Below are 25,141 nucleotides of genomic sequence, written 5' to 3'. Positions count from 1 at the left end.
AGATAGTACGCAAAAAACGTCCAGCTGTAATAAGAGCTGGACGTTTTTTTGATACTCCTGTTGCTAAAATTTAGCTGGATTGATGAGAAACAGTGAAAAAGCCTTTTGGATTCGGTTCGTAATAAGTGCTGCGCCAGACAATCAGTGTTTCCTCTATAGATGAAAACAAAGCGAGCAGGAATGTCACGACCCAAATATATCCTGATACGTCACCAAAAGTAAATGCCACGAAACACAGGAGAAACAAGGCAAGACCTGTTATCTTGTTGCTCAATGTGTGCAGCATCCCCCACTGAGCAAACTTAACTTTAGTCAAAATCAAATTAAGAAATCGAATGCTAGCGACTAAGACAATGCCATAAATGATCCAATCTGGATAGATCTTAGTTTTAATGTAAAGAAATAGGACAATGGACCAAAAAACAAAATCACCTAAACTATCTAGTTTTGAGCCCAAGGTCGTTTGCAATCGATAGGTTCGTGCAATAAATCCGTCTAAAACATCCGTCAATCCGCAAATGATGTAGCAGACTGAAAACAAAGGCTGCTGATTGATCAATAGAAGACCAGCTAACGCGATCCGTGCAATGGACAAGAGATTGGGCAGGTAGTTGATGGTGATCCCTTCTTTCTTTTTTTGGCCCAAGAATAATCAAAAAACGACAAGCTTGCTAGAGGGGGAAAAGCAATCCCGAGAGCTCAACTAAATCAGCGAAAGAGATTAAGAGAAGATCGTGGGTGAATAAAGTACTACTAGGATTGTCGTAAGACAATCTAGCCCACTCATACCTTACGACAGGTTTTCACTGATTGGTTTACATTACCTGTTTTTTTCTGCCCCCGATAGCTTGAGAAACACTTGCTTATGATTGCGTATCAGCTTGTTAACCTACCACTGGAAACAAGCCAATGATGATTCCCATAATGACTAACTCGATTGCACCATTCAATAAATGCAGACCAATCAGTTTTTTGCTTTGTCCAGCATAGGCTGCATTTACGAAAGTTGCCACAGCAAATACGCCCAGCCATAGCAAAAAGGCCACTTGCAAGCTCGTCATCATCCAACCGTCATGGTCAAACTTATTGAACCAATAGGTGACTTGTCCTAGTGTAAATGCCAATAATAGTCCGCCAACAGCTGTCCCGCCAAAAGTAAAAACGACATCGCCGGCAGACATATGATGCCTTTCTTTATTTAGCATGCCAGATTCTTTTGCCCAAAAGCGCCCCCAAGCATGGATTGGATTATAAAGTAAGCTCCCGCTGATCATAAAAGCAAGTGTTGCCAAAAGAATAGCAATAAGATTGAAATGTGTAAGCATATAGGTACTCCTTTTTTAATTATTGTAATCTTTTTTGCCTTTGTTGCCTAGCTGGATAAGCAGTATTAAGCAAATATCAATAAGTTGTAGAAGTTTTCTTACGGCAACCTTTCAATTTTGTTATTTTGGATTGGGACCTAAGGCCGATTTCCCCTGTTTTTATTTTGCTAAGATAGAAAGAGAGACGAAAGGAGAATATGATGAAAAAAATCGTACGAGCAATCTTATCCATTGGTTTGTTTTTCTTACTTCTGTGCGGGGGAATCATGTTGTACACTAACCGAGCATCGGGAGAGGTGGCAGGAATTTTAGATCAATTGAATCCACTTGTTCCAAAAAGCGAAATGTATGTAAAAACGCAAGCGCCTGAATCGGTCAACGGCTATGGCACTGCTCATTACAAACAAGTAGCTGCCACGGCAGATGGCCAGACTCGAATGATAGAATTTGAAGGCTTACAAGTGTTGAAGACAGAGCGCTTTTTGAAATTGACGAATAAAGGGGCACATGTTGAGACGTATGAAGAAATTGCCAAAGAAGACGTGCCGTCAGCAGCACTGAAAGAGATCGATGGATAGCACGAGAATGACGAATAACAGAAATAAGTTTAGCAGCAAGGCAAAAAATTTTTTGCGAAGGTCTGCTGGAAAATGAGGATGAGTTAAGATACCAGCCCAACATTTATCTGTGAAAAGGATACTTGTTGGGCCGTTTTATTCGTAAAACAGCGTGTCAAAGACCGAGTTATGCACATATTAACAGTTTTATCCACAATATATAGGGGGAACTTGTTTTCGCCTACGACATCTTGAGGTTGTATTGTCTTTGTGGATTGAGAAAGGGTTTATCCTCTTAACGAAAACATTCTTTTTATTTATAATAGTCCGCTTTGCACATGCTTATGCAGCCATTGTGAGAGTTGCTCGAACAAAAATCGGGAAACGAGATAAGTCAGCAGCACTGCAAGAAAGTAGCCAAGTAAATCAACTTGCAAGTGAGCGATCTTTTCAAAGGAAAAGAGTGCCCAATGACTTTCAAGAGGTTCATTGATACTCCTATACCAGATGAATCTTAGCGGGAAGCCAAAAGCATATTCGTACAAGGGACCAAATTGTTGGCTAGATACTGGACCGAAAAAAACACTAAAAAGCGGCAGACTAAAACTGAATAATAGGATTTTATTTTGCCTTTTCATTCTGACACCTCCCCACAGATCGTACTTTTCCATTATTACAGTAATTGTTATAGAAAAGAAGCAACCTTTTGTTTACAATGAAAGGGAAATGAAGGATGTAAACCAATGGTTTCCCCCTGTAAACCTATAGTTTCTCCTTATATTTCAAGAAAAGCGATAAAGTGAAGACAAATAAGAGAGGAGTGTTTTTATGAAGAAATTAGTTATTTTAGTAGCCTGTTTTTTAGGTTTTTTGGGGGTGTCTGTCACAGCTGCAGCGGATGAAAAGAATACAGATGAGCTTGTTTATGAAATGACCGCTGGCGTCGGTTCTCAAGAGATATCTTATATTGATGAAGCGGGTGATGAAGTCGTACTATCTGTTGAATATATTCAACCCTTTGCACGAATTGCTCAAGGAACTTATAAAGTGTCTAAGACAGTCAAAGGAAGTTGGACTGCTTCTTATAATGTAAAGATCAACTCAAAAGAACAGATCACAGCGGCGACAAATTTGAGCATCAAAGCATTGAAAGGAAGTATTCTTTCGAGTTCATTAACCCATACGACGACTAAGGCTACTTGCAGCTTTAAACAAAAAGCTGGAACGATTACAACAAATGCAAGCGTGACCGCAACCATTTCTAATGGTAAACTAGTTGTAAAGTAATAGGTGTAGGAGATGAAATTAGTGGCCTTAGCGGAACAACTAAAATTATATCGTGAGAAAAGCGGATTGTCGCAAGCTTCCGTAGCAGAAGAATTAAAGATTTCTCGTCAGTCGATCTCTAAGTGGGAGAATGGGCGTGGCTATCCAGATATTGATAATTTAGTTTTACTAAGCAAACTTTATCAAGTATCGATTGATGAATTGCTGCAGGAAAATGAACAATTGAAAGAACAAATTCAAAAGAATAATGTGGAAATTGAAGATAAAAAGAAGAAGTTGAGTTTTATCACCCAACAAATGTCTTCTGATAAAGATGAAGGATTGATTTTGCTGCTTTTAGCCGGCGTATCCTCATTCATCTTTCCTTTAGGCATCCTCCTAAGCGGTTTTGCCATTTGGCGTAACAAGAAGACAAATTCTTTTTATCGACTTGTTTATATTGTCTGTGCAATCGCTTTGCTGTTAAATCTTTATGATGGGTATGTCCATGTTGCAAATGTCATGAACTGGGGGACAACGACTATCGAACAAGTGGACTAGTTGCCTGCAATTATAGCAATAGCTAAGGCCCTAGTGAAAAAATTGAGTTCTGCTTTGTATGAGAAGATTCAAGCGAAAAAAGATATCCCGCCTGAGAGTAGCTAGCCAATACTCGCGATAAAATCGTGAAGACGGGCTAACTATTTCTCAGTGTTGGGATATCTTTTATTTGAGTGAGTATTCGTTCACTTATTTAATCTTAGTAAAAATAAAAAACATCTGATTGATCGTTGAATCATCGCTCTTTTGTTACAAGATTCGACTGGAGTACAACGGGACATCGTCACCGATGGGATATCCGTTTGTCGAAGATCTTATGGCATAGACTCTATTTCTTTTTGCTTTGAAAAAGCAAATAAAGGATGATAGCAATCGTTGAAAGAGCTAGTCCTAAAAGATTGTACATCAAATCAGACGTGGGTTCATAATGATGATGATCAAAAACATTTAGTAAAAAAAACAAAAATGGTATCAAAAGAAAGAGTAGTACAACGACATTCTTTCGCCATGTAATAAATATCGATCCGATAATAAGAAACAATAAAACAGGAATCCAAAAAATCAATCCACCAATTACCTCTATATCCCTTCACCTCCATCTAATTCAGTAGAATACTTCTTTCATCTGAAAAAATTCCAAGAAAACAAAGAAATCTCTATGAAGAGGCAGTGAGGAAAAAATAACGTTTTTAAAGTAAGCCTTTTTTGCTCATGCTGATTGCTAAGTGATTACTCGTCGAAAATAGTTGTTGATGGACGGTATCTTCCTGATGGTATCTTCCTGATGGCATCTTCCTAAAGAGGAAAAGTATCTTAAAATCGAATGATTGTTTTAGCCATCGATTCGGTAGCGAGCCTGGATCGTCTCTGCCTTGGTGATGATATAAAACCCATTGTCTTGGGACCACTCTACATAAATAAGATTTTTGAAAGAAGAATAGCCTTGTTTCTGTAATTCTTCTCGTAGCCAAGTTTCGCTCAAATGATGGGATTGCAGTACAGGATATTGAATATTTCCTTGGTCAACCAGCATGATTGCCAATGTTTGCTCATCCTCTGAATGTGTTAAAACACTGATTTGCCCCGCGTTTTCCAGTACAACATACTTGGCATTTGCAAGGGAGAAACATTGTTGTTGCCGTAACATGGTTCGCAACTGCTCCATTTCGATATGATTGCGGGTAATCTCTTGTATATTGAGCTGACCATTGTGAATCAAGACTGCCGGTTCGCCTTTCAACCAGCGATTGATTGTCTCATTTTTTTGAACAAATTCTTCAATAAAGTAAATCAACAGTGCCCACAAAGCGATAGCGAAAAGGACATGGAAGACCGAAACGTTGTCATCGTAGATCGACTCTTCTAAGATTCCGCCTAAAACGAGAGTATAAATCAAGTCGAAAGGTGTGATTTCCGACAGTGTCTTTTTCCCTAACAGTCTTGCCACCAACAATAAGCCAAATAACCCAAAGAATAATTTTAGAATAATCGTAAAAACCATCTGCTCACCTCCTGTATGTTAGCACTACTATATCATTTTCTCATTTTAATCTCATTGTTCTGCACTTCTTTCATATTTTGTTTCCATTCATCATGGCTCAAATTTATTCATTTTTATCAACAGAAATTCAATTATTTGGTTTTTTTTCATCTGATATCTATAATAAAAGCAAGGTGCAATCGCTTTCTATTGCACCTTTGCTGGGATTTTAGGAAAAGCAAATAGGAGGAGAGAAAAATGAAAAAAAGGTTGATTTTTCTATATAGTATATTGAGCTTTGCGTTGCTTGTTGGTTGTTCCAGTAATAATGAGAGTAGTGAATCAGGAGATTTTGCTAGTTCAGATGAGCAGACATTGACTGTCTGGGCTTGGGATACGAATTTCAATATTCCAATTATGGAAAAAGCAGGGGAGTACTACCGTAAGGATGGGCATGATGAGATTAAAGTGAATGTCATCGAAATGTCGAATGAGGACACAAAGCAAAAAATGGTTTCTGGATTCACGTCGGGGGTATCAGAAGGATTGCCTGATATCGTTTTGATGGATGATTATGATGTACAAAGTTATCTTACGAATTATGAAGGGAAATTTGCGGAGTTATCTGATACCATCGACTTTGCTGATTTTGCCGAATACAAAGTAGAGAATGCTACCTATAAGGAGGGAATCTATGCAGTCCCATTTGATTCTGGTTCTGCCGGATTATATTATCGCACCGATTATTTAAGTGAGGCAGGCTACAGTGAAGAAGATATGAAAGATTTGACTTGGTCCCAATTTGTCACTATCGGTGAAGATGTGAAAGAAAAGACCGGTAAATGGTTTGTCGCATTCATTCCCAACCGTGGGACCCATTATCTGCAGATGGCGATGCAGTCTGCCGGACTGTGGTATTTCGATGAAGAGGGCAAAATTTTCTTGAAAGACAATCCAGCGATCCGCGAAATGATGCCGATCCTAAAAGAGATTGACCAGAAAGAGTTAGCAAAACCGGTAGATTATTTTGCTCCTGAGGGAATCGGAGCAGTTACGAGTGGTGAAGTCGCGGCGGTTAATTCTGCCATTTGGTTTTCAGCAACGATTCGTTCCGCGGAGGATCAAAAAGGCAAGTGGGCTTATACACATTTGCCACAATTAGAGACAGTTGATGGGGCGACCCCCTATTCAAACCTAGGCGGATCAAGCTGGTTAGTTTTGAACGATTCGCCAAATAAAGAACTGGCAATGGATTTCTTGAAGACAGAATTTGCAGGTAATGATGAATTTTATCAAGAGATATTGGTCGAGAATGGGGCAGTGGGAACGTATTTACCATCTCAAAAAGGGGATGCGTATCAATACAAAGACCCATTTTTCAATGATGCGCCAATCTATAAAGATTTTTCGAGTTGGATGGCTGAAATCCCTGGTGTCGACTATGGCAACAATACGCAAGCAGCGGTTGATGCTCTTCGAGGAGTTATGCAGAGTTATTTTGATGATGCATTGAGTTTGGACGAAATGCTAGAAGAAGCCGAAAATAATTATACAATGCAAGTCGGCGAGTAGCCGATTTGCATTAGCAGGGAGTGAATAAGATGGATCCTTCGAGAAAAAGGCGAGAAGTATGGAAATTTATTAGTTTTGCAATGATCTTAAGCAGTATTTTCATGATCTATCCAATTCTTTATTCAATTTATTTATCTCTTCATACGATGCAAGGATTGCAATCCGTTTTTGTTGGTTTAGGCAATTACGTTCGGATGTTTCAAGATACCATTTTCCACAAAGCATTATTCAACAATTTTGTTTTCTTGATTTTTCAAGTGCCAATCATGGTGTTTTTAGGACTTTTACTAGCTTTTGTGTTGAATACACCAAAACTAGTTGGACGAACTTTTTTTAAGCTTGCCTTATTTCTGCCAAGTGTCACCTCTCTGGTTTCTTATGCGGTTTTGTTTAAGATGATGTTCCAGATCGGTGGGATCATTAATCGGGGCTTGCTGGCAATTGGAATTATCCAACAACCGTTAGACTGGTTAAATAGCCCTTTTTGGGCGAAAGTGACGGTGATCATTGCCTTATGCTGGCGCTGGACAGGGTATAACATGATTTTTTATTTAGCAGGATTACAAAATATTTCAGATGATACGTTGGAGGCTGCGGATATAGATGGCGCAAACAGCTTTCAGAAGTTCTTTAGGATCATTATTCCTCAATTGAAGCCAGTGATTGTTTTTACCACAATCACATCGACGATCGGAACGATTCAGCTCTTTGATGAAGTGGTGAATTTAACAGGCGGTGGCCCTTCAAATGCGACATTGACTGCAGCACAACTGATCTACAATCATTCATTTGTCTATACCTCAAATTTTGGTTATTCAGCAACATTGTCGTGGGCGTTGGTAGTGATCATTGCGGTCTTATCCTATGCGCAGTTCAAATTAGCAAAAGACGACCGACAATAAGCAGAAAGGAGCAGCGATGAAGCGAAATGTGAATACACTGATAAAATATCTTTTTTTGATCGTAGCGGCATTCGTCTCTATCTTTCCTTTCTATTGGATGATCGCGGGAGCGACGAATACATCGAATCAGATTGCTGCTGGAAAACTCACACTAGGAAATCAGCTGATCACAAACCTTCAGCAACTATTTTCTAACTATAATGTTTCCTTGATCATGTGGAATTCGATCAAGATTTCTGTAATTACTGTTCTATTTAGTTTACTGATCACATCATTGGCGGCATTTGGTTTTGAGAAATTTCGAACCCGCAGCAGTGAAATGATTTACTCGCTTTTTTTACTGTGCATGATGATTCCACTGGCTGCATTAGTCATCCCATTGTTTAAGATGATGTCAGGCCTGCATCTTGTAAATCAGCATATCGCCGTTATTTTGCCGCTAGTCAATAATCTCTTCCTGATTTTTTTCTTTCGTCAAAATTTCAAGTCCTTTCCCGACGGCATTTTAGATGCCAGCAGGATCGAAGGAGCAAGTGAGTATACGATTTTCTTTCGGATCGTTTTTCCAATGATGCGCTCAACTTATGCAGCAGCGGCTATCTATGCTTTTATGAACTCATGGAATAGCTATTTGCTCCCACTGATCTTTTTGCAGACAGAAGATCGTCAAACGATGACGTTGCTGATATCGAACTTATCTTCGGCTTCTTATGTTGCGAACTATGGCGTGCAGATGACAGCAATTGTCATTGCAACGATCCCTACATTAGTCCTTTTTCTCTTTATGCAACGAGGGTTTGTCAAAGGAATGACGGGATCTTTAAAGCTTTAACGACACAAAAAATACCTGATTATTTAGCCGAACCGAGAGTCTACTCGGATCGGTTGAATAGTCAGGCATGTTTTTCAAGCTACAAAGCAGCCTAAAGTAAATGTCGCAGGCAGATAAGGGTCATCGTTTGTCTTTAGCGGCGGATTTTTTGTCTTTTTTTTGTACAGAAGCAAGGGCTTTTTTGAAAATTTCCTCTTTTTCTTGCTTATAACTATGCTGACGCTCGGCATAAACTTTTTCTTTCGATTTCGTTTTCATTTTAAGTCACCTCTTCCTTTTTTTTACTATAGCATAATTTCACAAAGAATTAAAACGGTTTCTCTTTTGTTTTTAAAGCTTTAACGCTTTTTAAAATAGTATTTGTGAAGAAAAAGGGACTAGATTGCAAATAAATGTCGAGTAGATGGAAGGATTATTGAAGAAAATTGGCCTACCTTGTTTATTTGATAGGAGCTACTCTAGTTTCCAAAAAAACAGTCGGGTTCATTCGTTTTGATAGCGTTCTATATTTTTTTCATTTAAAATAGAATTGTATTTGTATCGTTTGTATAGGTAAAACGTGGTTTTAGAAAGAAAATTTTTCGGAGCCAAGGAATAAACCTACATTAAATAAATGTTACAGACAGAAAAAAGATGTTAAAAATCAATCGATTTTGATAGAATGAAAAGGAGGGGGTGTTTCATTGGAATCTCGAAAAGCAATCCGTAAGCGTTTAGTGAAACAAAAACGATCACTTTTTATTCAAAAAAGTATAGGGGTTACAACGGTGTTAGCTTCTACATCAGGTGTATTCACAACTTTGGTCAACGCACCAGAGGCCAACGCTACAGGAGTAAATGAAACAGAAGTAGCAAAGTCAACTAAATCAACTGCAACGACAACTCTTGCTCGATCGTCAGAAACAACGATCAATCGACAATTTAAAACGACCGCTTCACTGAATGTGCGTTCAGACGCTTCAACCAGTGCGAGAATTATCAACGGTGTGGGGAACAATACCACGATCAAAGCTGTTGCTCAAAAATCAGGAACTTCCGTCAATGGGAACACGACGTGGTACAAGTTGTCATCTGGGGGTTGGATTTCTGGCGCTTATGTAACAACCGCCAGCAACAGCAACTCTTCCAACAACAGTACTAGCGGAGAAACAGCTGTCAATAAGACCGTCAAAACAACAGCAGCACTGAATGTACGGTCTAGTGCATCAACCAGTGCGAGTGTCGTTCGGGGATTGAGCAGCAATGCCACGGTCACTGTGGTTGCTCAAAAATCAGGAACTTCTGTGAATGGTACAACAACATGGTACAAATTGTCTAATGGTGGCTGGATTACCGCAGCTTATGTTCAGGCTGTGTCTAGCGGTTCAACGACAAGCAATCCTGGAAACACATCAACCACAGAACAAGCAATCAGCAAAAATGTCAAGACCACCGCTTCATTGAATGTACGTTCCAGTGCATCAACAAGTGGTAGTGTTGTGGGAAGTCTGAGCAATAGCACGACCGTTAAAGTTGTCGCTCAAAAATCAGGTTCATCCGTCAACGGCAATAAGACATGGTACAAATTATCTACAGGTGGTTGGATCACGGCAGCTTATGTCAAAGATGCGAGCAATACGAGCAATCCATCGACCGGTGGATCAAGCAGCAATAATTCTAATTCATCAAATAATTCTGCCGAACAAGCAATCAGTAAAAATCTACAGACTACGACTGGGATGAATGTTCGTTCGAACGCTTCAACTACTGCCAGTATTGTCAGCAGTTTGAGCAGCAACGCTGTAGTGAAAGCAGTGGCGCAGAAAAAAGGGACTTCTGTCAATGGTAATACGACGTGGTATAAGTTATCTAGCGGTGGCTGGATCACGGCAGCTTACGTAAAAGAAGTCAGTGGAAATACCACAACAAATCCTGGCAATTCTGGCAACAATACTATCGGTACGAATATTAACGGTGCTGCTATTGTAGCTGAAGCCCGTAAATATATCGGGACACCCTACCAATGGGGAGGGAAAGGGCCAGATGTCTTTGACTGTTCCGGTTTCACTCGTTATGTCTTTTTACAAGTAACAGGGAAAAATATTGGCGATTGGACCGTTCCGCAAGAAAGTGCCGGTACGATCATCCCTGTATCTCAAGCCCAAGCAGGAGATCTTCTATTCTGGGGTGAAAAAGGCAATACGTATCATGTTGCAATTGCAACAGGTAACGGCAGCTTCATTCATGCACCAAGCACTGGGTACACGGTTACCGAAGCAAGTTCAGGTTTTTCAACAGCCAGCTTTGCGCTTCGTGTAAAATAAGAAGAACAATGACGACAAAACTACCTGCAACATGTTTGTTGGAGGTAGTTTTTTTAAGATCGTTTGCATCTTTTTGCATTGTTTAGCAATTTTTTGCATTGTATTTTTTAGTGGAAAGGAATGACAGAGAGATGTTTGTGGAACAGCGCCTAGCTAAAATCCAAGAAGTGCTAGCAGTTGAGCAAAGTGCTTCGATTGAACGATTGTCCAAGTTGTTATCCGTATCAAAAGATACGATTCGTCGTGATCTGATTCAATTAGAAAAACGGCACGTACTTAAACGAACCCACGGAGGGGCGGTTTCGACGAACCCTGCAGCCGTGATTTATGATTATCAAACTCGCGCCGGGCAATTTTATGACATAAAAGCAAAAATTGCTAAAGCAGCTATTCATTGGATCAAACAGCCAGCTGCGATTATTTTTGATGCATCGACAACTGTAGAAGCGGTGATCAATGAACTGTCAGATTATCCTCTTCAAGCGATTACTAATTCATTGACTCATGCCCAACGATTGGCAGCGCTAAAACAGAGTACGATTACGGTTTTGCCTGGAAGATTAGACAAAGAACAATTATTTTTATATGGTGCGGATACTGTTGCCAAACTTGCCCAATTTCAGGCAGATTACACACTGTTAGGAGTATTTGCCCTTTCTACAGAAGGCGTATTTATCCATACGGAAGAAGAAGGCATGGTCAAGCGTCAGATGGTGAAACAAGGAGAGTATGTCATTGCAGTAGCTGACCATACAAAGTTAGCAACGACTGGTTTTTTTAAAGTCTGTGATCTGCCGGAGATCGATCTTTTAATCACCGATCAACAACCAGACATCGAGTTACAAGCAGCACTTGCCGCAGCGAATGTGACCATTTATGTAACAGAGTAAATCAGAAGGAGTCTTAATCATGAAAAAAGCGATTGAATTAGCCATTTTACCAGAACCACCTATTTTTGAAGAGGTCGCTCCAGTTTTTTTAAGTGATGCGACCATGAGTCAGCGCAAACAAAGTGTCTTAGAGCGAATGGCTGCTGAAGAGTTTGACACGTTGGTGATCTATGCAGACAAAGAACATGGCAGCAACTTTGAATATCTGACAGGATTCCTGCCAAGATTCGAGGAAGGACTATTGGTTCTAGATAAAACTGGCGCCGCAACACTCATTTTGGGAAATGAAAATTTAAAGCTGCAGGCTCATTCCCGCATAGCGGCAGAGCTAGTCCATTACCCGCAGTTTTCGCTGCCGAATCAGCCTATGACAGGAGAAAAATCACTATCCTCTGTTTTTTCTTCTTTAAGGTTTAAAGAGAAGAAAAAAATTGGCATCATTGGGTGGAAGATGTTCACGACGCATCACGAAGATCCAGCCACACTCTTTGATGTTCCTTATTTTATCGTAGATGCAGTCAAACGGGCAGTCACAAGGACATGTCATGTGGTAAATGCTGCTTATTTGCTGATTGGTGAAAAAGGAAGCCGTAGTCACAACAATGCCAATGAGATCGCTCATTATGAATATGGGGCTAACCTTTCTTCTCGTTGTATTTTGAGTGCGATGAATGCGATTGAAGTTGGCAAAAAAGAAGCCGAAATTGGGGCATATTTGTTGGCAGAGGGACAAATGCCTTCTGTGGTGCCAATCGCTGCTAGCGGTAAACGATTTGAATTTGCCAATCTTTATCCAACGCACAAACGAATTGCTTTGGGTGATCCTTTCTCAATGACGATTGGTTATAAAGGGGGACTCTCCAGCCGCACGGGATTTGTCGTCTCAGAAGCAAGTCAATTGCCGGCTGAACAACAAGATTACCTTGAACGTGTCGTGAAACCGTATTACCAGGCGATCACCACTTGGTTGGAAGCAATTCGAATCAACCAAACGGGTGGCGAGATGTATCGATTGATTGAAGAAGTTCTGCCAAAAAAGAGTTATCACTGGCATTTGAATCCTGGACATCTGGTTTCGGATGATGAGTGGATGTCTTCACCAATCTACGCGGACTCTCTTACACCTTTAGAAAGCGGCATGATGTTCCAAGTAGATATCATTCCATCTGTTCCTGAGTATACTGGTGTCAGTGCGGAAGAATGTATTGCATTAGCTGATCAAGAACTGCGACAAGAATTAAAAGCCGATTATCCAGAATTGTGGGAACGTATCACGAAACGCAAAGAATATCTCGAAAACTGCTTGAACATCCAACTATCTCCCGATGTTCTACTTTTATCAAACACAGTCGCTTATTTGCGTCCATTTTATTTAGCGAAGAATCAAGCATTACGAATCAAAAAATCACGCTAATTGGATTCATCCTTAGGCGAATTTGAGGATGAAGATAGTCGAATGAAAGTCATAGCTAAAGTTAGGAGGCACAAATGAATACGAGAGAAATCAAATTAATCGTAAGCGACATTGATGGAACGATTTTAGATGATACCCATCAGATTGACCCAAACTTACAACAGGTGCTGCAACGATTAAAAGAAAGTAAAATTCCTTTTGTCTTAGCATCTGCACGATCACCAAAAGGGATGCAGCACTTAGCTGAAGCGTTAGGAATCAGCGAGTATCCTTTGGCTTGTTACAATGGCGCGTTAGTTCTGGCAAACGGAAATCTTTCTGCTCCGCCTATCTCAAGTCATGAAGTTGCAATCAAAGAAGTTGTGCGAATCATCAGCGAGACAAGAACACACTTCTCACAAGTTTCTATCAATCTTTATTCAGATACAGTTTGGTATGTGGATCGTCTTGATGAATGGGTAAAAAAAGAAGCCGCAATCACGCAGGAGGTACCGCAGGAGGCAGATTTATTGGCCTTAGTACAGTCCTTGCAAATACCCGTTCATAAATTACTTTTGATCGGTACGTCTGCTGAGATCCAAAAAGTAAAAGGATACTGGGAAAAGCAATCTTTGAAGACGAGCGCTCTTTACCTTTCAAAAGATAATTACTTAGAAGTCACGCATCGAGAAGTTTCAAAAGAAAAAGCATTGATGGAACTGGCTTCTTATTACAACGTGCCTCTAGCGCAAACGTTGGCAATAGGAGATAACTTCAATGATTTACCTATGATACTAAAAGCTGGAGTAGGGGTCGCAATGGCCAATGCACCACGAAGAGTCAGGGAACAGGCGGATGCCGTTACACTTTCAAATAAAGACAGTGGAGTTGCAGCTGCTCTTCAGAAATTTGTCTTATCGATCACTTCCTGAAGGCCAGCAGATGGTAATATCGGGAATCGCTTAAAGAAAACAAATCGTGTTACAAAATACACAAACGTATCTTTTGACACGATTTTAGCCTCTATTTTACACTCAAAGTTATAACGTTTGTTATAATCTATCGTTTATAAGGAGGACAAATGAATAAGAAGCTCGTAAAAACATTATCTAGTTTTGCGGAGACGTTGGGGTTGTCGGTAGATCCAAAAATGGGTGTGATTTACGGTACGTATCGTTCGTATAAAGTTATATTGACACAATTGAATAATAATAGTTATTCTTTCGCAGCAACTTTTTCGATCAGCAAAAACCAAGAACTACCTAGCTCAGAGCAAGTGAGACAAGTAGTGACTGATTCCAAAGACATATTGGACTGCTCTGTACAAGGTTACCAAGTCACTTATACATTCCGAGGGGCAATGACTGTTGCCAAAACCAAAGAAAAATTGGTTGCTGGTCTAGATACAGTCACTGATTTTCTTAAAGAAAATCACTATCAAACTGTCTGTCAGTTTTGCGGAACATCGGAAGCGCCAATAGATACCTACAGCATAGGTGGGCTGCCAGTGATCGCTTGCAGTGCTTGTTTCAAAAAGCAAAATGAAGCGATGCTTGCTAGCCTGCATGAGCAGAATCAGAAGAAAGAAAACTGGCTGGCTGGGATAGTTGGTGCATTTATAGGTTCACTGATTGGGGTCGGTGTCATTATTTTACTTGGCCAATTAGGTTATGTAGCGGCATTATCAGGTATTGCAATGGCTGTCTGTGCTTTAAAAGGGTATGAACTTCTTGGCGGAAAGCTGAGCAACAAAGGCATCATCGGTAGTGTTTTGATTATGGTCATCATGGTTTATCTAGGCAATCGGATTGATTGGTCTATCAGTGTAGCCAATTATTATACCGATGTTGATTATTTCTATGCATTTCGGATATTGCCTGACTTGCTAAGAGAAGGTTATTTGGAAGCTAGTCAATACTATGGGAACCTAGCTCTTGTCTATCTGTTTACTGCAATTGGTGCGATCCCTACGATTCTTAGTGTGATAAGAGATCGTAAGAATAGTAGAGAAAGCTACAAAATGGAAGCTTGATAATTGTTTGACTGTGATACGTAAGGAGCTGATAGGATGCTCTTGCGTATCACAGTTTTTTCTTGTTTGAAAGAGAACATAAAGGTTGTAGATTAATTATTTATGAAAAAAAGAAATTTTTTTTAATCTTTTTTGAAAAAAACGAGGGAAAAACTCTTGCAATTATCATAATTATTGATTAAAATCAAATTCAACTTCAGAAAATTCTGAAAATTATGAACTTAAGGGGAAGAGGAAAATGAAAAAGTGGGCCTTTGGATTGGTAGCAGTGTGTGGTGTCTTATTAGCCGGATGTACGACAGGAGGCACGAGTAACACAGGAGAAAGTACTTCCTCGAATGGAACAGCAGCAGCGGAACAGATCTTCAATGTTGTCGTCCAGCAAGAAATGCCTAGTGCAGATCTTTCTCTTGCAACTGATACGATCAGCTTCAGTGCATTGAATAATGTCTATGAAGGATTGTATCGTTTGGATGCTGACAGTAAGCCGCAACCTGCTGGAGCTGCTGAACTCGCAGAAGTGAGTGAAGATGGATTGATCTACCGATTGAAATTGCGAGAAGATGCTAAGTGGTCGAATGGTGATCCTGTAACAGCTGCGGATTATGTTTACGGCTGGCAACGGACAGTAAAAGCCGAAACAGGCTCAGAATACGCTTATTTGTTTGCCCCAGTCAAGAATGCTGAATCGATCACTGCAGGAAAAACAGATCCTAGCGAGTTAGGGATCAAAGCAGTCAGTGAGTACGAATTAGAGATTACTTTAGAAAAAGCAACCCCCTATTTTGATTATTTACTCGCTTTCCCATCTTTCTTCCCGCAAAATCAAGGAATTGTTGAAGAAAAAGGCGATCAATATGCAACGACCAGTGATAATTCTGTGTACAATGGCCCATTTGTTTTGACAGGATTTGATGGACCGGGTACAGATACGGAATGGTCCTACGAAAAGAATGATCAGTACTGGGACCAAGAAAATGTTAAATTACAAACCATCAATGTCAGTGTTGTCAAAGAATCTGCGACTTCGTTGAATCTATTCCAAGATGGTCAAGCAGACGATGTGATCTTAACAGGAGAATTGGCGCAGCAAATGGCAAATGAGGAAGCTTTTGTTTCAGAGCCTTTGGCCCGGACCTCTTATATCGAATTGAATCAGCGAGAAGAAAATTCTCCATTCCGTAATGAAGATTTGCGAAAAGCAATTTCTTATGCAATCGATCGTGGTGCACTTGTATCCTCCATTCTGGGGGACGGATCTCTAGCTTCGACAGGATTGATTCCAGAAGGTATGACTTTCAGCCCGACGGATAACAAAGATTTTGTTGAAGATGCTGGCAGTGTGATCGAATACAATGAAGACAAAGCGAAAGAACACTGGGAAAAAGCCAAAGCAGCTTTAGGAATCGATTCATTAGATTTTGAAATCTTGGCTTCTGATACCGACTCGACTAAAAAAGCGATCGAGTATGTCCAAAGTGCAATCGAAAGTACATTGGATGGTGTGAAAGTCAGCTTGAGTCCGGTACCTTTTTCTGTTCGGCTAGATCGTTCCAACAACGGCGACTTTGATGTTGTAATGGGCGGATGGTGGGCCGACTATGCAGATGCCAGCAGCTTTACAGATCTGTTTGTTACTGGAAATTCCTATAACCGTGGTCGTTGGAGTAATCCAGATTATGATGCAGCAGTGAATGCCGCTGCTTCAACCCATGCGGGAGATCCTGAAGCTCGTTGGCAAGATCTACTAGAAGCAGAAAAAATCATTATGGCAGAACAAGGTGTCATCCCTGTTTACCAAAACGTGGAAGCCCATTTGCGGGCGCCAAAAGTCAAAGGAGTCGTTTCTCATGGTGCAGGTGCGCAATATGATTACAAATGGGCTTCTATTGAAGAGTGAGTAGCATTGAATTAAGCAGTTAATCGGCAAGAAGTAAAAAATCCTCTTATCGTCAAACATTCTTGGCGAGTGTGCTTCAGAGTGAAAAACGATGGGAGGAATTTTTTAGATTATCAGAAAATCTTTGTAGCTACTTACACAAAGTTAGTGGAAACAACGATAAAACAGAGAATAAAAAAACACAGAAAAAACCATGGAGATGAATAAAATCAAATCCAAGGTTCCTTTTTCGAAAGTGTTTTTCACAAAGAAAACAGTAAAAAATTATTCGCTGACTTTCACGTCACCTGTAACAGATGCGCCTTCTTTATCAAGTGTTGCTGAATCTTGAATTTCTTTAGAAGCGAACGTGATGTTTCCTTCAACTTTAGTGCCGTTCAATACGAAGCCTTTTGCATTTACTTCGATGTCGCCTTTCACTACACCGTTAACGATGTTGAAGTTTTCTGAGTTAACAACTAATTTAGGAACAGTTACAGTGTATTCAGCAGTTACTGTACGGTTTTCATCTTGAGAGTACAATGCAAATTTACGGTAGATATCATTTGCAGCGTCCCCTTTGTCATGGAATTCGCCGTCAACTGTCAAATCTTTGTCGAAAGTCATGTTGTCTGTAACAGCAACGATCCAGTTACCGTCTGCGCTCAATGCTTTTTCAATGACTGAAGTTTGGTCACTTACTGAAGCTGTTGAAACAACATCATCTGTTGATGCAGTTGTTGCAGTTGAAGCAGCAGTTGATGAACTTGCAGTTGTATTGTTATCAGAACTACATGCAGCTAGAAGAGTTCCTCCCATTAGCAATGAAGCAGCGATTAAAGTGATTTTTGTTTTTTTCATGTTACCTTCTCCTTTGTATGCCCATAGTTTTCTTAAAAACAAAATGATTATACCATAGAGGGGTTTAGTTTGTGAAACAAAAAACATAAATGAGGAGAAATTTAATAAATATCAAGCAATTCTTACTGAAAATATCATAATCCAGTTTCAAGAAAGAAAAATTTATGAGAAAGGCAGCTTTAATGGAAATTATCTTTACAGGGATGAGAAGGACATCTATGAATCAATTTACGTTTCAGCGAGTCATTGGGGATTTTCTCTACTAACTTTTAAATAATTTTACTTTTAAATAGAACTAGAATAAAAAGAAGGCTAAAAATTTCCTTAAAGTTTCCAGAGACAAGTTTGATAAAATAAAAGAATTGTTCGGTGCATGTTTCTGCAAGAGGCAAGTATCGATTGGCGTTGAATCTTGTACTTGAAACCATAGCCTAGATAGTACTGTCTTAGAATTCGCTATTTTACATGTTCTTATGTACGCAAAAGCGTCGCGTGTTCTACAAATATTCTACAAAGCGCAAAGGATATGTGAAAGGAATAAGGTGGTAAAAGAGCTATAGACAGGATTAGAAAAGCTGTTGCCAAGGAAAACTTAAGGTTTTACGAGTATCGAAAAAGAAAAGCGGCATTATCATTGCTATTTTTCTTCTGGCATGGTATTCTATAAAAGTAAAGTTCTGATATGTTAATACTTGTTTATCTTTTGATACGCACTTCAATTACACATCATTTTCTATTACAAAAATAAACACACACGATGTGTAATATGGAGGTATACGTTTATGAATAACGGTACAGTAAAATGGTTTAATGCAGATAAAGGTTTTGGATTTATTACAGGTGAAGATGGCAATGATGTATTTGCACACTTTTCAGCTATCCAAGGCGACGGCTTCAAAACTTTAGATGAAGGTCAAGCAGTGACTTTCGACGTTGAAGAAGGCCAACGTGGCTTACAAGCAACAAACATCGTTAAAGCATAATAACAACTTTTAAAAGAAGACCGGCAATGGTCTTCTTTTTTTGCTTTAAAGTAAAAAATTCATTTCCGGAAATTATTTTCTTGACCTGGTGATCTCCAAGGAAAAATGAAGGAATGAGTCAATGAATCTCAAAAAAAGACTGCGTCTGTATACTAGACGCAGTCTTTTTTATTGGCGATGGCCTTCGCTTTTTGATCTCTAGATGAAACGTGACAAAAATTCTAATCAATTTCTGGCAAACTGACTATTGTAGAGTTGGGCGTATAATGAAGGTTTTGCTAACAGTTCCTCATGTTTGCCTTGCTCAATGATTTGTCCTGCTTCCATCACAAGGATCAAATCAGCATTCTTGATCGTGGAGAGGCGATGGGCAATGACAAAGCTTGTTCGATTTTTCGTCAATGTGTCCATTGCTGTTTGGATCATTTGTTCGGTTCGGGTATCAACACTGGAAGTCGCTTCGTCCAGAATCAAAATAGCTGGATCTGCCAAAATTGCACGAGCAATCGTCAAAAGTTGTTGCTGACCTTGTGATAGTTCGGTTTCGGATCCTATGATCGTCTCGTAGCCCTTCGGCAGTGTCCGAATAAAATGATCGCATTGTGCTGCTTTTGCGGCGGCAATGATTGCGTCTTTTGTTGCATCTTTTTTGCCGTAAGCAATATTCTCTGCAATCGTTCCTTCAAACAACCATGTGTCTTGTAAAACCATCCCAAATTTTTTGCGAATGTCTGTGGCTGAGAAATCCGTCATATCGTAGCGATCGATCCGGATCTTGCCTCCATTCAGTGGATAGAAGCGCATCAGCAAGTTGATCAAAGTTGTCTTGCCGGCCCCAGTAGGCCCCACGATGGCTACAGTCTGTCTAGGTGCAACTTGTAGGTTCACATGTTGCATCAATAATTTATCTGGAGAATAACCGAAAGAAACATCTTCAAAATCGATTCTCCCCGACAATTCTTCTGGGACTGCAAGAGGGTGTTGGGTTTCTTTTTCTTCTGGATAATCCAAAATCTCAAAGATCCGTTCCAATGACGCTAATGCACTTTGTAACGTATTAATAATATAAGAAGCTTGTGTGATCGGTTCGGAAACTTGATTGGTATATTGCAAGTAGGCTTGGATCAACCCGATGGATAACTGTCCATTGATTACCATCATTCCACCAATCACAGCACTTACGACAAACCCGATTTGGTTGATAAAGCGAATGAACGGATTGATCGCATAGCTAGCAAATTGTGCTTTACGAAAAGCATGAAATTGCTTTTCACTTAATTCGTGCATTTCTGAAGCGACAGCAGATTGCTGATTGTAGGATTTGATCAATAAATGTGCAGTATAAAACTCTTCTGCCCGGCTACCGACTGCTCCCAATGTTGTCTGATTTTCTGAAAAGTAAACCAAATTTCGCTGAGCCAGTCGATGGGTAGCGAAAGCACTTATCAGTAGGATAATGATAATCCCTACAGTTAATAATGGACTGAGCCAAAACATCACACCAAGACCAAATAAGATACTGAGAGTGGCTGTAATGAGTTGCATCAATCCGACTTGAAGGACTTCAGAGACTTTATCCAGGTCTAGAATTGCTCGGCTTAAAATATCGCCTGTCTGATGCGTATCGTAAAATCGTACCGGCAACCGATTAAACTTGTGCGTCAATTCTTTTCTGAGGGTTAAGGTCAATGTTTCGCTGACACTTGCCATTGTGTATTCTTGTAAAAATGAAAATAGACTAATCATCAGCCAGGAGATCCCTAGAAGGAGCAGTGGCCATTTGATGACTTGCAAGAATTCACTAGGTTGCCAGCCTCCTTGCTGAAGCAAAGTGATGAGATTATCCAATCCTTGACCCAACAGTAATGGCGCGATTGTCATAAGTGTCGCGTAGCAGAGAGCAGAAATCAAAATCAGTCCGAAGCGGCTTTTTTGCTGGAATAATAATTGTAAGAGCCGCATGCTCGTATGTTTTAAATTTTTTGGTGCATCAGTTATTTTTTTGCTCATTTTTTTCTCCTCCTATTCCTTGCGAAGCCGCAAATTCTTGATAGGTGCTGCAGGTTTCCATCAGTTCTGAATGGGTCCCTTTTCCGACGATTTTTCCTTCATCAAGAACGATGATTTGATCAGCATCCATGACAGTTGCAACACGCTGAGCCACGATCACTACGGCTGAATCACGGACATAAGATTTTAATGCTCGCCGTAAATTTGCATCTGTTTGATAGTCAAGCGCCGAAAAACTGTCATCAAAAAAGTAAATGTGAGCGGGCTTCACTAATGCGCGCGCTATACTCAAGCGTTGTTTTTGCCCGCCAGAAAAATTGCTGCCCTTTTGAGCAACGTGACTGTCGATCCCATCGGGTAGACTTTCGATAAACGACTCTGCTTGCGCGATTTTGACGGCCTGTGCTACTTGTTGCGGATCGGGATTGACAATCCCGAAAGTCAATGTGTCCCAGATCGATCCACTGATCAACAATGCTTTTTGAGGAACATAGCTGATAAATGATCGTAGTGCGACCTGTGAGACTTCTCGAATATCACGATCATATAATGTGATTGAGCCGTTAGAAACGTCTTTTAACCGCAAAAGTGCTTTGGCGATCGTACTTTTTCCTGATCCGGTGCCGCCAACAATCGCAGTGGTCTGTCCGCGATGGATCTCAAAATCAATATCTTCCAGTACGGGTTCCTCTGCCCCAGCATAGGTGAAGGAGACATGATGAAAGGCAGCTACTAATGAGCTTTCTTTTGGCAAGATTGGCTGTGGACCGTCTGTCATCGTTTCTTCTTCAGACAAAACTTCTTCAATCCGCTGCAAGGATGTCAATCCTTTTGGGATCATGACGATCACCATTGCTGCCATGGTCAAAAACCAAAGGCTCAAAACGGTATATTCGATGATCGCAGTGATACTGCCGATGGGCAGGTTTCCTGAGAGACTTTGGAAACCGCCGAATCCCAAAATGCTTAGAATGGACAGCCCCATGAAAAAGTGTACGGCTGGATTCAAAACAGCGAATAAACGATTGACTTGGATCATCACTTTTGCGTACCCTTCAAAAGTTTGGTCTGTCCGCTTTTTTTCGAAACTAGCTTTGTCAAAGGCGCGAATCACCCGTACGCCTGTATAGGTTTCACGCAAAATCCGCATCATAGTATCTACTTTTTTCTGCGTTTTCTTTGCCAAAGGGATTGCTTGATAAATGACGAAAAGTGCGACGATCGAGAAACAAGCAATCGCTGCAATAGGGATCCACACCATTCGCCAAGATACACTACCTGTTAAAATAATCGAAGCCAAAATGATCAGTGGAGCGGGAAGAATCATTTGTAAAGCCATCATCAAGATTTGTTGAATGTTATTGATGTCATTCGTTGTTCTTGCAAGCAAGGTTGGTGTACCATATTTTTCAAAACTAGAGATCGCAAGCTCCTGTATTTTGTTGAATAGTTTGATCCGAAGATGATGCCCGAACTTCCCTGCTAGATGGGCAGAAAAATAACTAGCACTGACAGCAATCACACCAGTTCCTAGTGCAACAGCCAGCATCCAGCCCCCATAGCGGATGATAGCTGATTGATCTTGTTTTAAAATGCCATCATCAATGATCTTGGCTACAAAATAGGGAAGAAAAAGTGTCCCGAAAGAATGGATCAGCATAAATAAAAAAGTACCTAGAAATAGGCTTTTTTCGGTGAAAAAAAATTGTTTTAATTGTTTCATAAAAATTCCCTCCAATTACGTCGTTCTGTGCTAGAATAAACTGTAACGTAACGTAACAGTCAATAGGAGGGAGGCATTTTTTTTGAAAAAATTTTTGACCATCAGTGAACTTGCGGCTTATGGCGATGTTAGTCGTCGTACACTGCTTTATTATGATCAAATCGGGCTGTTCAAACCTAAACAGATCGGTGAAAACGGGTATCGTTATTACGGATTTGAACAGTGTGCGGAATTAGATGTGATTTTGGTCTTGCGAGCATTGGATATGTCCTTAGAGGAAATCCAAACATTTCTAAGAAACCGCAATCCTGAGACGATGCAAAAAGAGTTGATTGTCCGTCGTAAAGAAGTAGATCAGAAAATAACGGAACTAGAGGAACATAAAGCCGTTTTGGATCGGTTCATTTCGCGATTTGAAAAAGTGCAGACAGCCGATTTTACCAATATGACTTATAGTTATCGGTCAGAAGAATATTTTGCTGTTTCTGAAGAAATCAATGAGTATGATGAGACTTCGGTCTTTCAGGCTTTTTCACGTTTTTATCCTTATTTAGATTACAAGGATTTATTTAGTGGCTACCCCATCGGTTATTTAGTAGAAGGATCTGCATTCGATCAAGAGTCGATCCATGAAGCGCCTTACCGTGCATTAGTGATGATTCCCAAAGAACGACTGCCTCTGTACTCGGATCAGGCAATTATTTGTAGACCAGCAGGAAATTATGTGTCGGGATTCGTCAGAGGGGAGATCCATCATTTAAAAGATTTTACAAAACGATTCAAAGCCTATCTGGAATCAGCTAATTTACAGATAGATGGAGATATCTGGGAACTGATGTGGCAAGATGATGTATCCACGGATCAAAAAGAACAGCAGATTTTTGAAGTGATGTTGCCTGTTAAGGAAAGAATACCAAGCTAAATCTACACAAGAATGGAGAGAGGAAGTCTGTTGACGACATTTTTGCCAAAATGTGTTATACTGATTGAATACGAGAAATATTTTTGTACCAACGTTATCTTGTTTTTAGGAAATTTATTCAAAACTGGCGTAACTTCAGAGTTACAAGGATGCAGTAGAGGTTAGGGATTGCATCGTTTAAATGAGAAATAAATAATAGTAGTAATAGTCTGCTTCAACTTTCAAAGAATAAATATTGCATCGTTAGATAGCCTTCCCGTCTTATGACAGGAAGGCTATCGTTCATTTTATGGGAAGTGTCAGCGCATTATCTGGACTCTTATCTTCCAATAGCGAGTCAACATATTGTTTTAGAAAATAAGAATATGTTGCCAGCAGCTGGTATTCTTCAGAATGTCGAATCGTTTCTTTTTCTTCTTGCGAATAAGCGTCGTCACCAGTAAATAACGCTGCATTCATCTTTGCAATAAATGTACATAATGTGTTGATTTGTTCTTCTGTCAATTCAGTAACAGATGTGAGCTGTTGGCGCACCATTTTAGTTGTATCTTGTTGAAAGATGGTTGCTTGATAGTTGCTATACTGCAAAAGTTGAGGATCTTTCCGCTTGTTCTTAGCAGCCCATTGGTCCAAATCAATCACCTTTTTATCGTAGTTGATCGTTTTATCAGTAAGTGTTACGACCCCATAGCCAAGTTCTTGTGTGGAATAAGAGCCGGTGACAATTTCCTGAATACCAGAGGGTCCTTCTGTAATATCTTGGATATGGATGTGTCCAGAAAAAATCGCTGGTACCTGATAAGCAGTTAGTAATTGCTGCAATTGCGCCGAGTTATCTAAAATATAACCTTCTTTCAACAATGAATTATGTTCCAGAAGATTATGGTGCATGAAGAGAAGTGGTGTCTGCTGCTGTTGTTTAGCTGCTTCTAGTTGATCCTTCAGCCATTCTAAGGTGCTTTCTTTCAAGCGGCCATTCGTAGTTGGCTGGTTCCAATTCACTTGTTCTTCATAAATACATGAATCAAGTAATACTAAGCGATACTGGTCATTGAGATTGATGCTATAGCTTAATGAGGTCCGATCAACACTGTCAGCTTTCTCGTAGCCTTCGGAAAAAATATCTTTGAAATCTTGCGGGCTGATTTGATCGGCATAAAATTCCTTATCCCCATCAAAAATTCTGGCCCAACCATTGTAAATCTCATGATTGCCGGGCAAACTCAGTACCATGATCGAAGCTTCTTGTAATGGTGCCAATAACTCGGCGAGAGATTCTGCACTTGCTTTCTCTCCATTCAATGTCATGTCCCCTGTCAAGATCACTCCTGTTGGCCGTTTTTCTAGGGCTTCAGCAACAAAAGCTTCCAAACTTTCTTTCTGATAGCGCATTTCTTTACCAGCGGCACCTTCAGCAAACTGGTTGAAGGCTATACCATTATCGTGAAGTGCTGACGACAGGAAGTGAACATCGCTTAGCAGCCAAAATTCGCTTTTTGAATCTTTCTGCAACACACTGTTCGCTTTTTTGGTCGTCCAAAGAGCAAGCAAAAGTAAGCCGCAAACCAATGCACTACTGATCCAGATAATTATTTTTCTTTTGGAAATGATGCTTCCTCCTTTCGAGTGGTATTCTCCCTATTATAGGAA

General features: G+C 40.1%; 23 protein-coding genes. 14 read left to right on the top strand and 9 right to left on the bottom strand.

All coding sequences use genetic code 11. The features are described 5' to 3' along the window. Positions 1-70: 70 nt before the first annotated feature. Both IGJ45_RS12515 and IGJ45_RS12510 read right to left on the bottom strand, forming a co-directional pair. Positions 71-646 (bottom strand): CDP-alcohol phosphatidyltransferase family protein, encoded by a 576-nt coding sequence (locus IGJ45_RS12515; RefSeq protein ID WP_103300253.1) that lies wholly within the window; start codon positions 644-646, stop codon positions 71-73. A gap of 238 nt (positions 647-884) precedes the next feature. After that, positions 885-1,325: a DUF1761 domain-containing protein gene (locus IGJ45_RS12510; RefSeq protein WP_103300254.1), complete on the bottom strand. Its 441-nt coding sequence runs from the start codon at positions 1,323-1,325 to the stop codon at positions 885-887. A gap of 266 nt (positions 1,326-1,591) precedes the next feature. Between IGJ45_RS12510 and IGJ45_RS12505 the strand changes: the two genes are divergently transcribed. Then, positions 1,592-1,903 carry a YxeA family protein gene (locus tag IGJ45_RS12505; RefSeq protein ID WP_369914311.1) on the top strand — a complete coding sequence of 104 codons (312 nt, stop codon included), beginning with the start codon at positions 1,592-1,594 and terminating at the stop codon, positions 1,901-1,903. A gap of 296 nt (positions 1,904-2,199) precedes the next feature. Here the strand turns inward: IGJ45_RS12505 and IGJ45_RS12500 are convergent, their stop codons facing one another. Next, positions 2,200-2,520, bottom strand: coding sequence for a hypothetical protein (locus IGJ45_RS12500; RefSeq protein WP_003125664.1), 321 nt, complete (start codon positions 2,518-2,520; stop codon positions 2,200-2,202). A gap of 190 nt (positions 2,521-2,710) precedes the next feature. Between IGJ45_RS12500 and IGJ45_RS12495 the strand changes: the two genes are divergently transcribed. Further along, on the top strand, positions 2,711-3,169 hold the full coding sequence (locus tag IGJ45_RS12495; RefSeq protein WP_003125665.1) for a DUF5626 family protein: 459 nt from the start codon (positions 2,711-2,713) through the stop codon (positions 3,167-3,169). 21 nt (positions 3,170-3,190) lie between these two features. Next, a complete protein-coding gene (locus IGJ45_RS12490; RefSeq protein WP_003125666.1) occupies positions 3,191-3,709 on the top strand; it encodes a helix-turn-helix domain-containing protein in 519 nt (172 codons plus the stop codon). Positions 3,710-4,541: 832 nt separating this feature from the next. Here the strand turns inward: IGJ45_RS12490 and IGJ45_RS12485 are convergent. Then, on the bottom strand, positions 4,542-5,210 hold the full coding sequence (locus IGJ45_RS12485; RefSeq protein WP_103300255.1) for a DUF421 domain-containing protein: 669 nt from the start codon (positions 5,208-5,210) through the stop codon (positions 4,542-4,544). Positions 5,211-5,447: 237 nt separating this feature from the next. Here IGJ45_RS12485 and IGJ45_RS12480 point away from each other — a divergent pair, with 237 nt between their 5' ends. The 3 genes from IGJ45_RS12480 to IGJ45_RS12470 are packed head-to-tail and all read left to right on the top strand — an operon-like array spanning position 5,448 to position 8,495. Further along, the gene (locus tag IGJ45_RS12480) at positions 5,448-6,761 is read left to right on the top strand and encodes an ABC transporter substrate-binding protein (protein WP_005470601.1); all 1,314 of its coding nucleotides are present in this window, start codon (positions 5,448-5,450) and stop codon (positions 6,759-6,761) included. A 29-nt stretch (positions 6,762-6,790) separates the two neighbouring features. Continuing rightward, the gene (locus IGJ45_RS12475) at positions 6,791-7,663 is read left to right on the top strand and encodes a carbohydrate ABC transporter permease (RefSeq protein WP_156247681.1); all 873 of its coding nucleotides are present in this window, start codon (positions 6,791-6,793) and stop codon (positions 7,661-7,663) included. 16 nt (positions 7,664-7,679) lie between these two features. Then, complete coding sequence (locus tag IGJ45_RS12470) at positions 7,680-8,495, top strand: carbohydrate ABC transporter permease (protein ID WP_003125672.1); 816 nt, start codon at positions 7,680-7,682, stop codon at positions 8,493-8,495. 120 nt (positions 8,496-8,615) lie between these two features. On the opposite strand, the gene IGJ45_RS12465 is transcribed toward IGJ45_RS12470, so the two are convergent. Beyond that, on the bottom strand, positions 8,616-8,753 hold the full coding sequence (locus IGJ45_RS12465) for a hypothetical protein (protein WP_349703636.1): 138 nt from the start codon (positions 8,751-8,753) through the stop codon (positions 8,616-8,618). A 425-nt stretch (positions 8,754-9,178) separates the two neighbouring features. Here IGJ45_RS12465 and IGJ45_RS12460 point away from each other — a divergent pair, with 425 nt between their 5' ends. From IGJ45_RS12460 to IGJ45_RS12435, 6 genes are all read left to right on the top strand, one after another. Beyond that, positions 9,179-10,798 carry an SH3 domain-containing protein gene (locus IGJ45_RS12460; protein ID WP_171917258.1) on the top strand — a complete coding sequence of 540 codons (1,620 nt, stop codon included), beginning with the start codon at positions 9,179-9,181 and terminating at the stop codon, positions 10,796-10,798. 131 nt (positions 10,799-10,929) lie between these two features. Further along, a complete protein-coding gene (locus IGJ45_RS12455) occupies positions 10,930-11,688 on the top strand; it encodes a DeoR/GlpR family DNA-binding transcription regulator (protein WP_223132481.1) in 759 nt (252 codons plus the stop codon). A 19-nt stretch (positions 11,689-11,707) separates the two neighbouring features. Next, a complete protein-coding gene (locus IGJ45_RS12450; protein WP_081132118.1) occupies positions 11,708-13,102 on the top strand; it encodes a M24 family metallopeptidase in 1,395 nt (464 codons plus the stop codon). Between the two features lie 74 nt (positions 13,103-13,176). Next, positions 13,177-14,013 (top strand): Cof-type HAD-IIB family hydrolase, encoded by an 837-nt coding sequence (locus IGJ45_RS12445; RefSeq protein ID WP_081132117.1) that lies wholly within the window; start codon positions 13,177-13,179, stop codon positions 14,011-14,013. Between the two features lie 149 nt (positions 14,014-14,162). Then, on the top strand, positions 14,163-15,113 hold the full coding sequence (locus IGJ45_RS12440) for a hypothetical protein (protein WP_003125678.1): 951 nt from the start codon (positions 14,163-14,165) through the stop codon (positions 15,111-15,113). Positions 15,114-15,351: 238 nt separating this feature from the next. Then, positions 15,352-17,013, top strand: coding sequence for a peptide ABC transporter substrate-binding protein (locus tag IGJ45_RS12435; RefSeq protein ID WP_438768687.1), 1,662 nt, complete (start codon positions 15,352-15,354; stop codon positions 17,011-17,013). 264 nt (positions 17,014-17,277) lie between these two features. On the opposite strand, the gene IGJ45_RS12430 is transcribed toward IGJ45_RS12435, so the two are convergent. After that, complete coding sequence (locus IGJ45_RS12430) at positions 17,278-17,853, bottom strand: polymer-forming cytoskeletal protein (protein ID WP_005470607.1); 576 nt, start codon at positions 17,851-17,853, stop codon at positions 17,278-17,280. A gap of 782 nt (positions 17,854-18,635) precedes the next feature. Between IGJ45_RS12430 and IGJ45_RS12425 the strand changes: the two genes are divergently transcribed. Further along, positions 18,636-18,836: a cold-shock protein gene (locus tag IGJ45_RS12425; protein ID WP_003125681.1), complete on the top strand. Its 201-nt coding sequence runs from the start codon at positions 18,636-18,638 to the stop codon at positions 18,834-18,836. A gap of 225 nt (positions 18,837-19,061) precedes the next feature. On the opposite strand, the gene IGJ45_RS12420 is transcribed toward IGJ45_RS12425, so the two are convergent. Continuing rightward, a complete protein-coding gene (locus tag IGJ45_RS12420; protein ID WP_349703635.1) occupies positions 19,062-20,846 on the bottom strand; it encodes an ABC transporter ATP-binding protein in 1,785 nt (594 codons plus the stop codon). Next, complete coding sequence (locus IGJ45_RS12415) at positions 20,827-22,569, bottom strand: ABC transporter ATP-binding protein (protein WP_349703634.1); 1,743 nt, start codon at positions 22,567-22,569, stop codon at positions 20,827-20,829. Before IGJ45_RS12415 ends, IGJ45_RS12420 begins: the two co-directional genes overlap by 20 nt. An 82-nt stretch (positions 22,570-22,651) precedes the next feature. Here IGJ45_RS12415 and IGJ45_RS12410 point away from each other — a divergent pair, with 82 nt between their 5' ends. Further along, positions 22,652-23,491, top strand: a complete 840-nt coding sequence (locus IGJ45_RS12410) for a MerR family transcriptional regulator (protein ID WP_349703633.1) — start codon at positions 22,652-22,654, stop codon at positions 23,489-23,491. Positions 23,492-23,773: 282 nt separating this feature from the next. Here the strand turns inward: IGJ45_RS12410 and IGJ45_RS12405 are convergent, their stop codons facing one another. After that, a complete protein-coding gene (locus tag IGJ45_RS12405) occupies positions 23,774-25,060 on the bottom strand; it encodes a metallophosphoesterase (RefSeq protein WP_349703632.1) in 1,287 nt (428 codons plus the stop codon). Positions 25,061-25,141 lie beyond the last annotated feature (81 nt).

Source organism: Enterococcus sp. DIV0574, from assembly GCF_051711125.1.
Taxonomy (GTDB): Bacteria; Bacillota; Bacilli; order Lactobacillales; family Enterococcaceae; genus Enterococcus_D; species Enterococcus_D gallinarum.
This window is presented reverse-complemented; position numbering and strand designations above follow the sequence as displayed.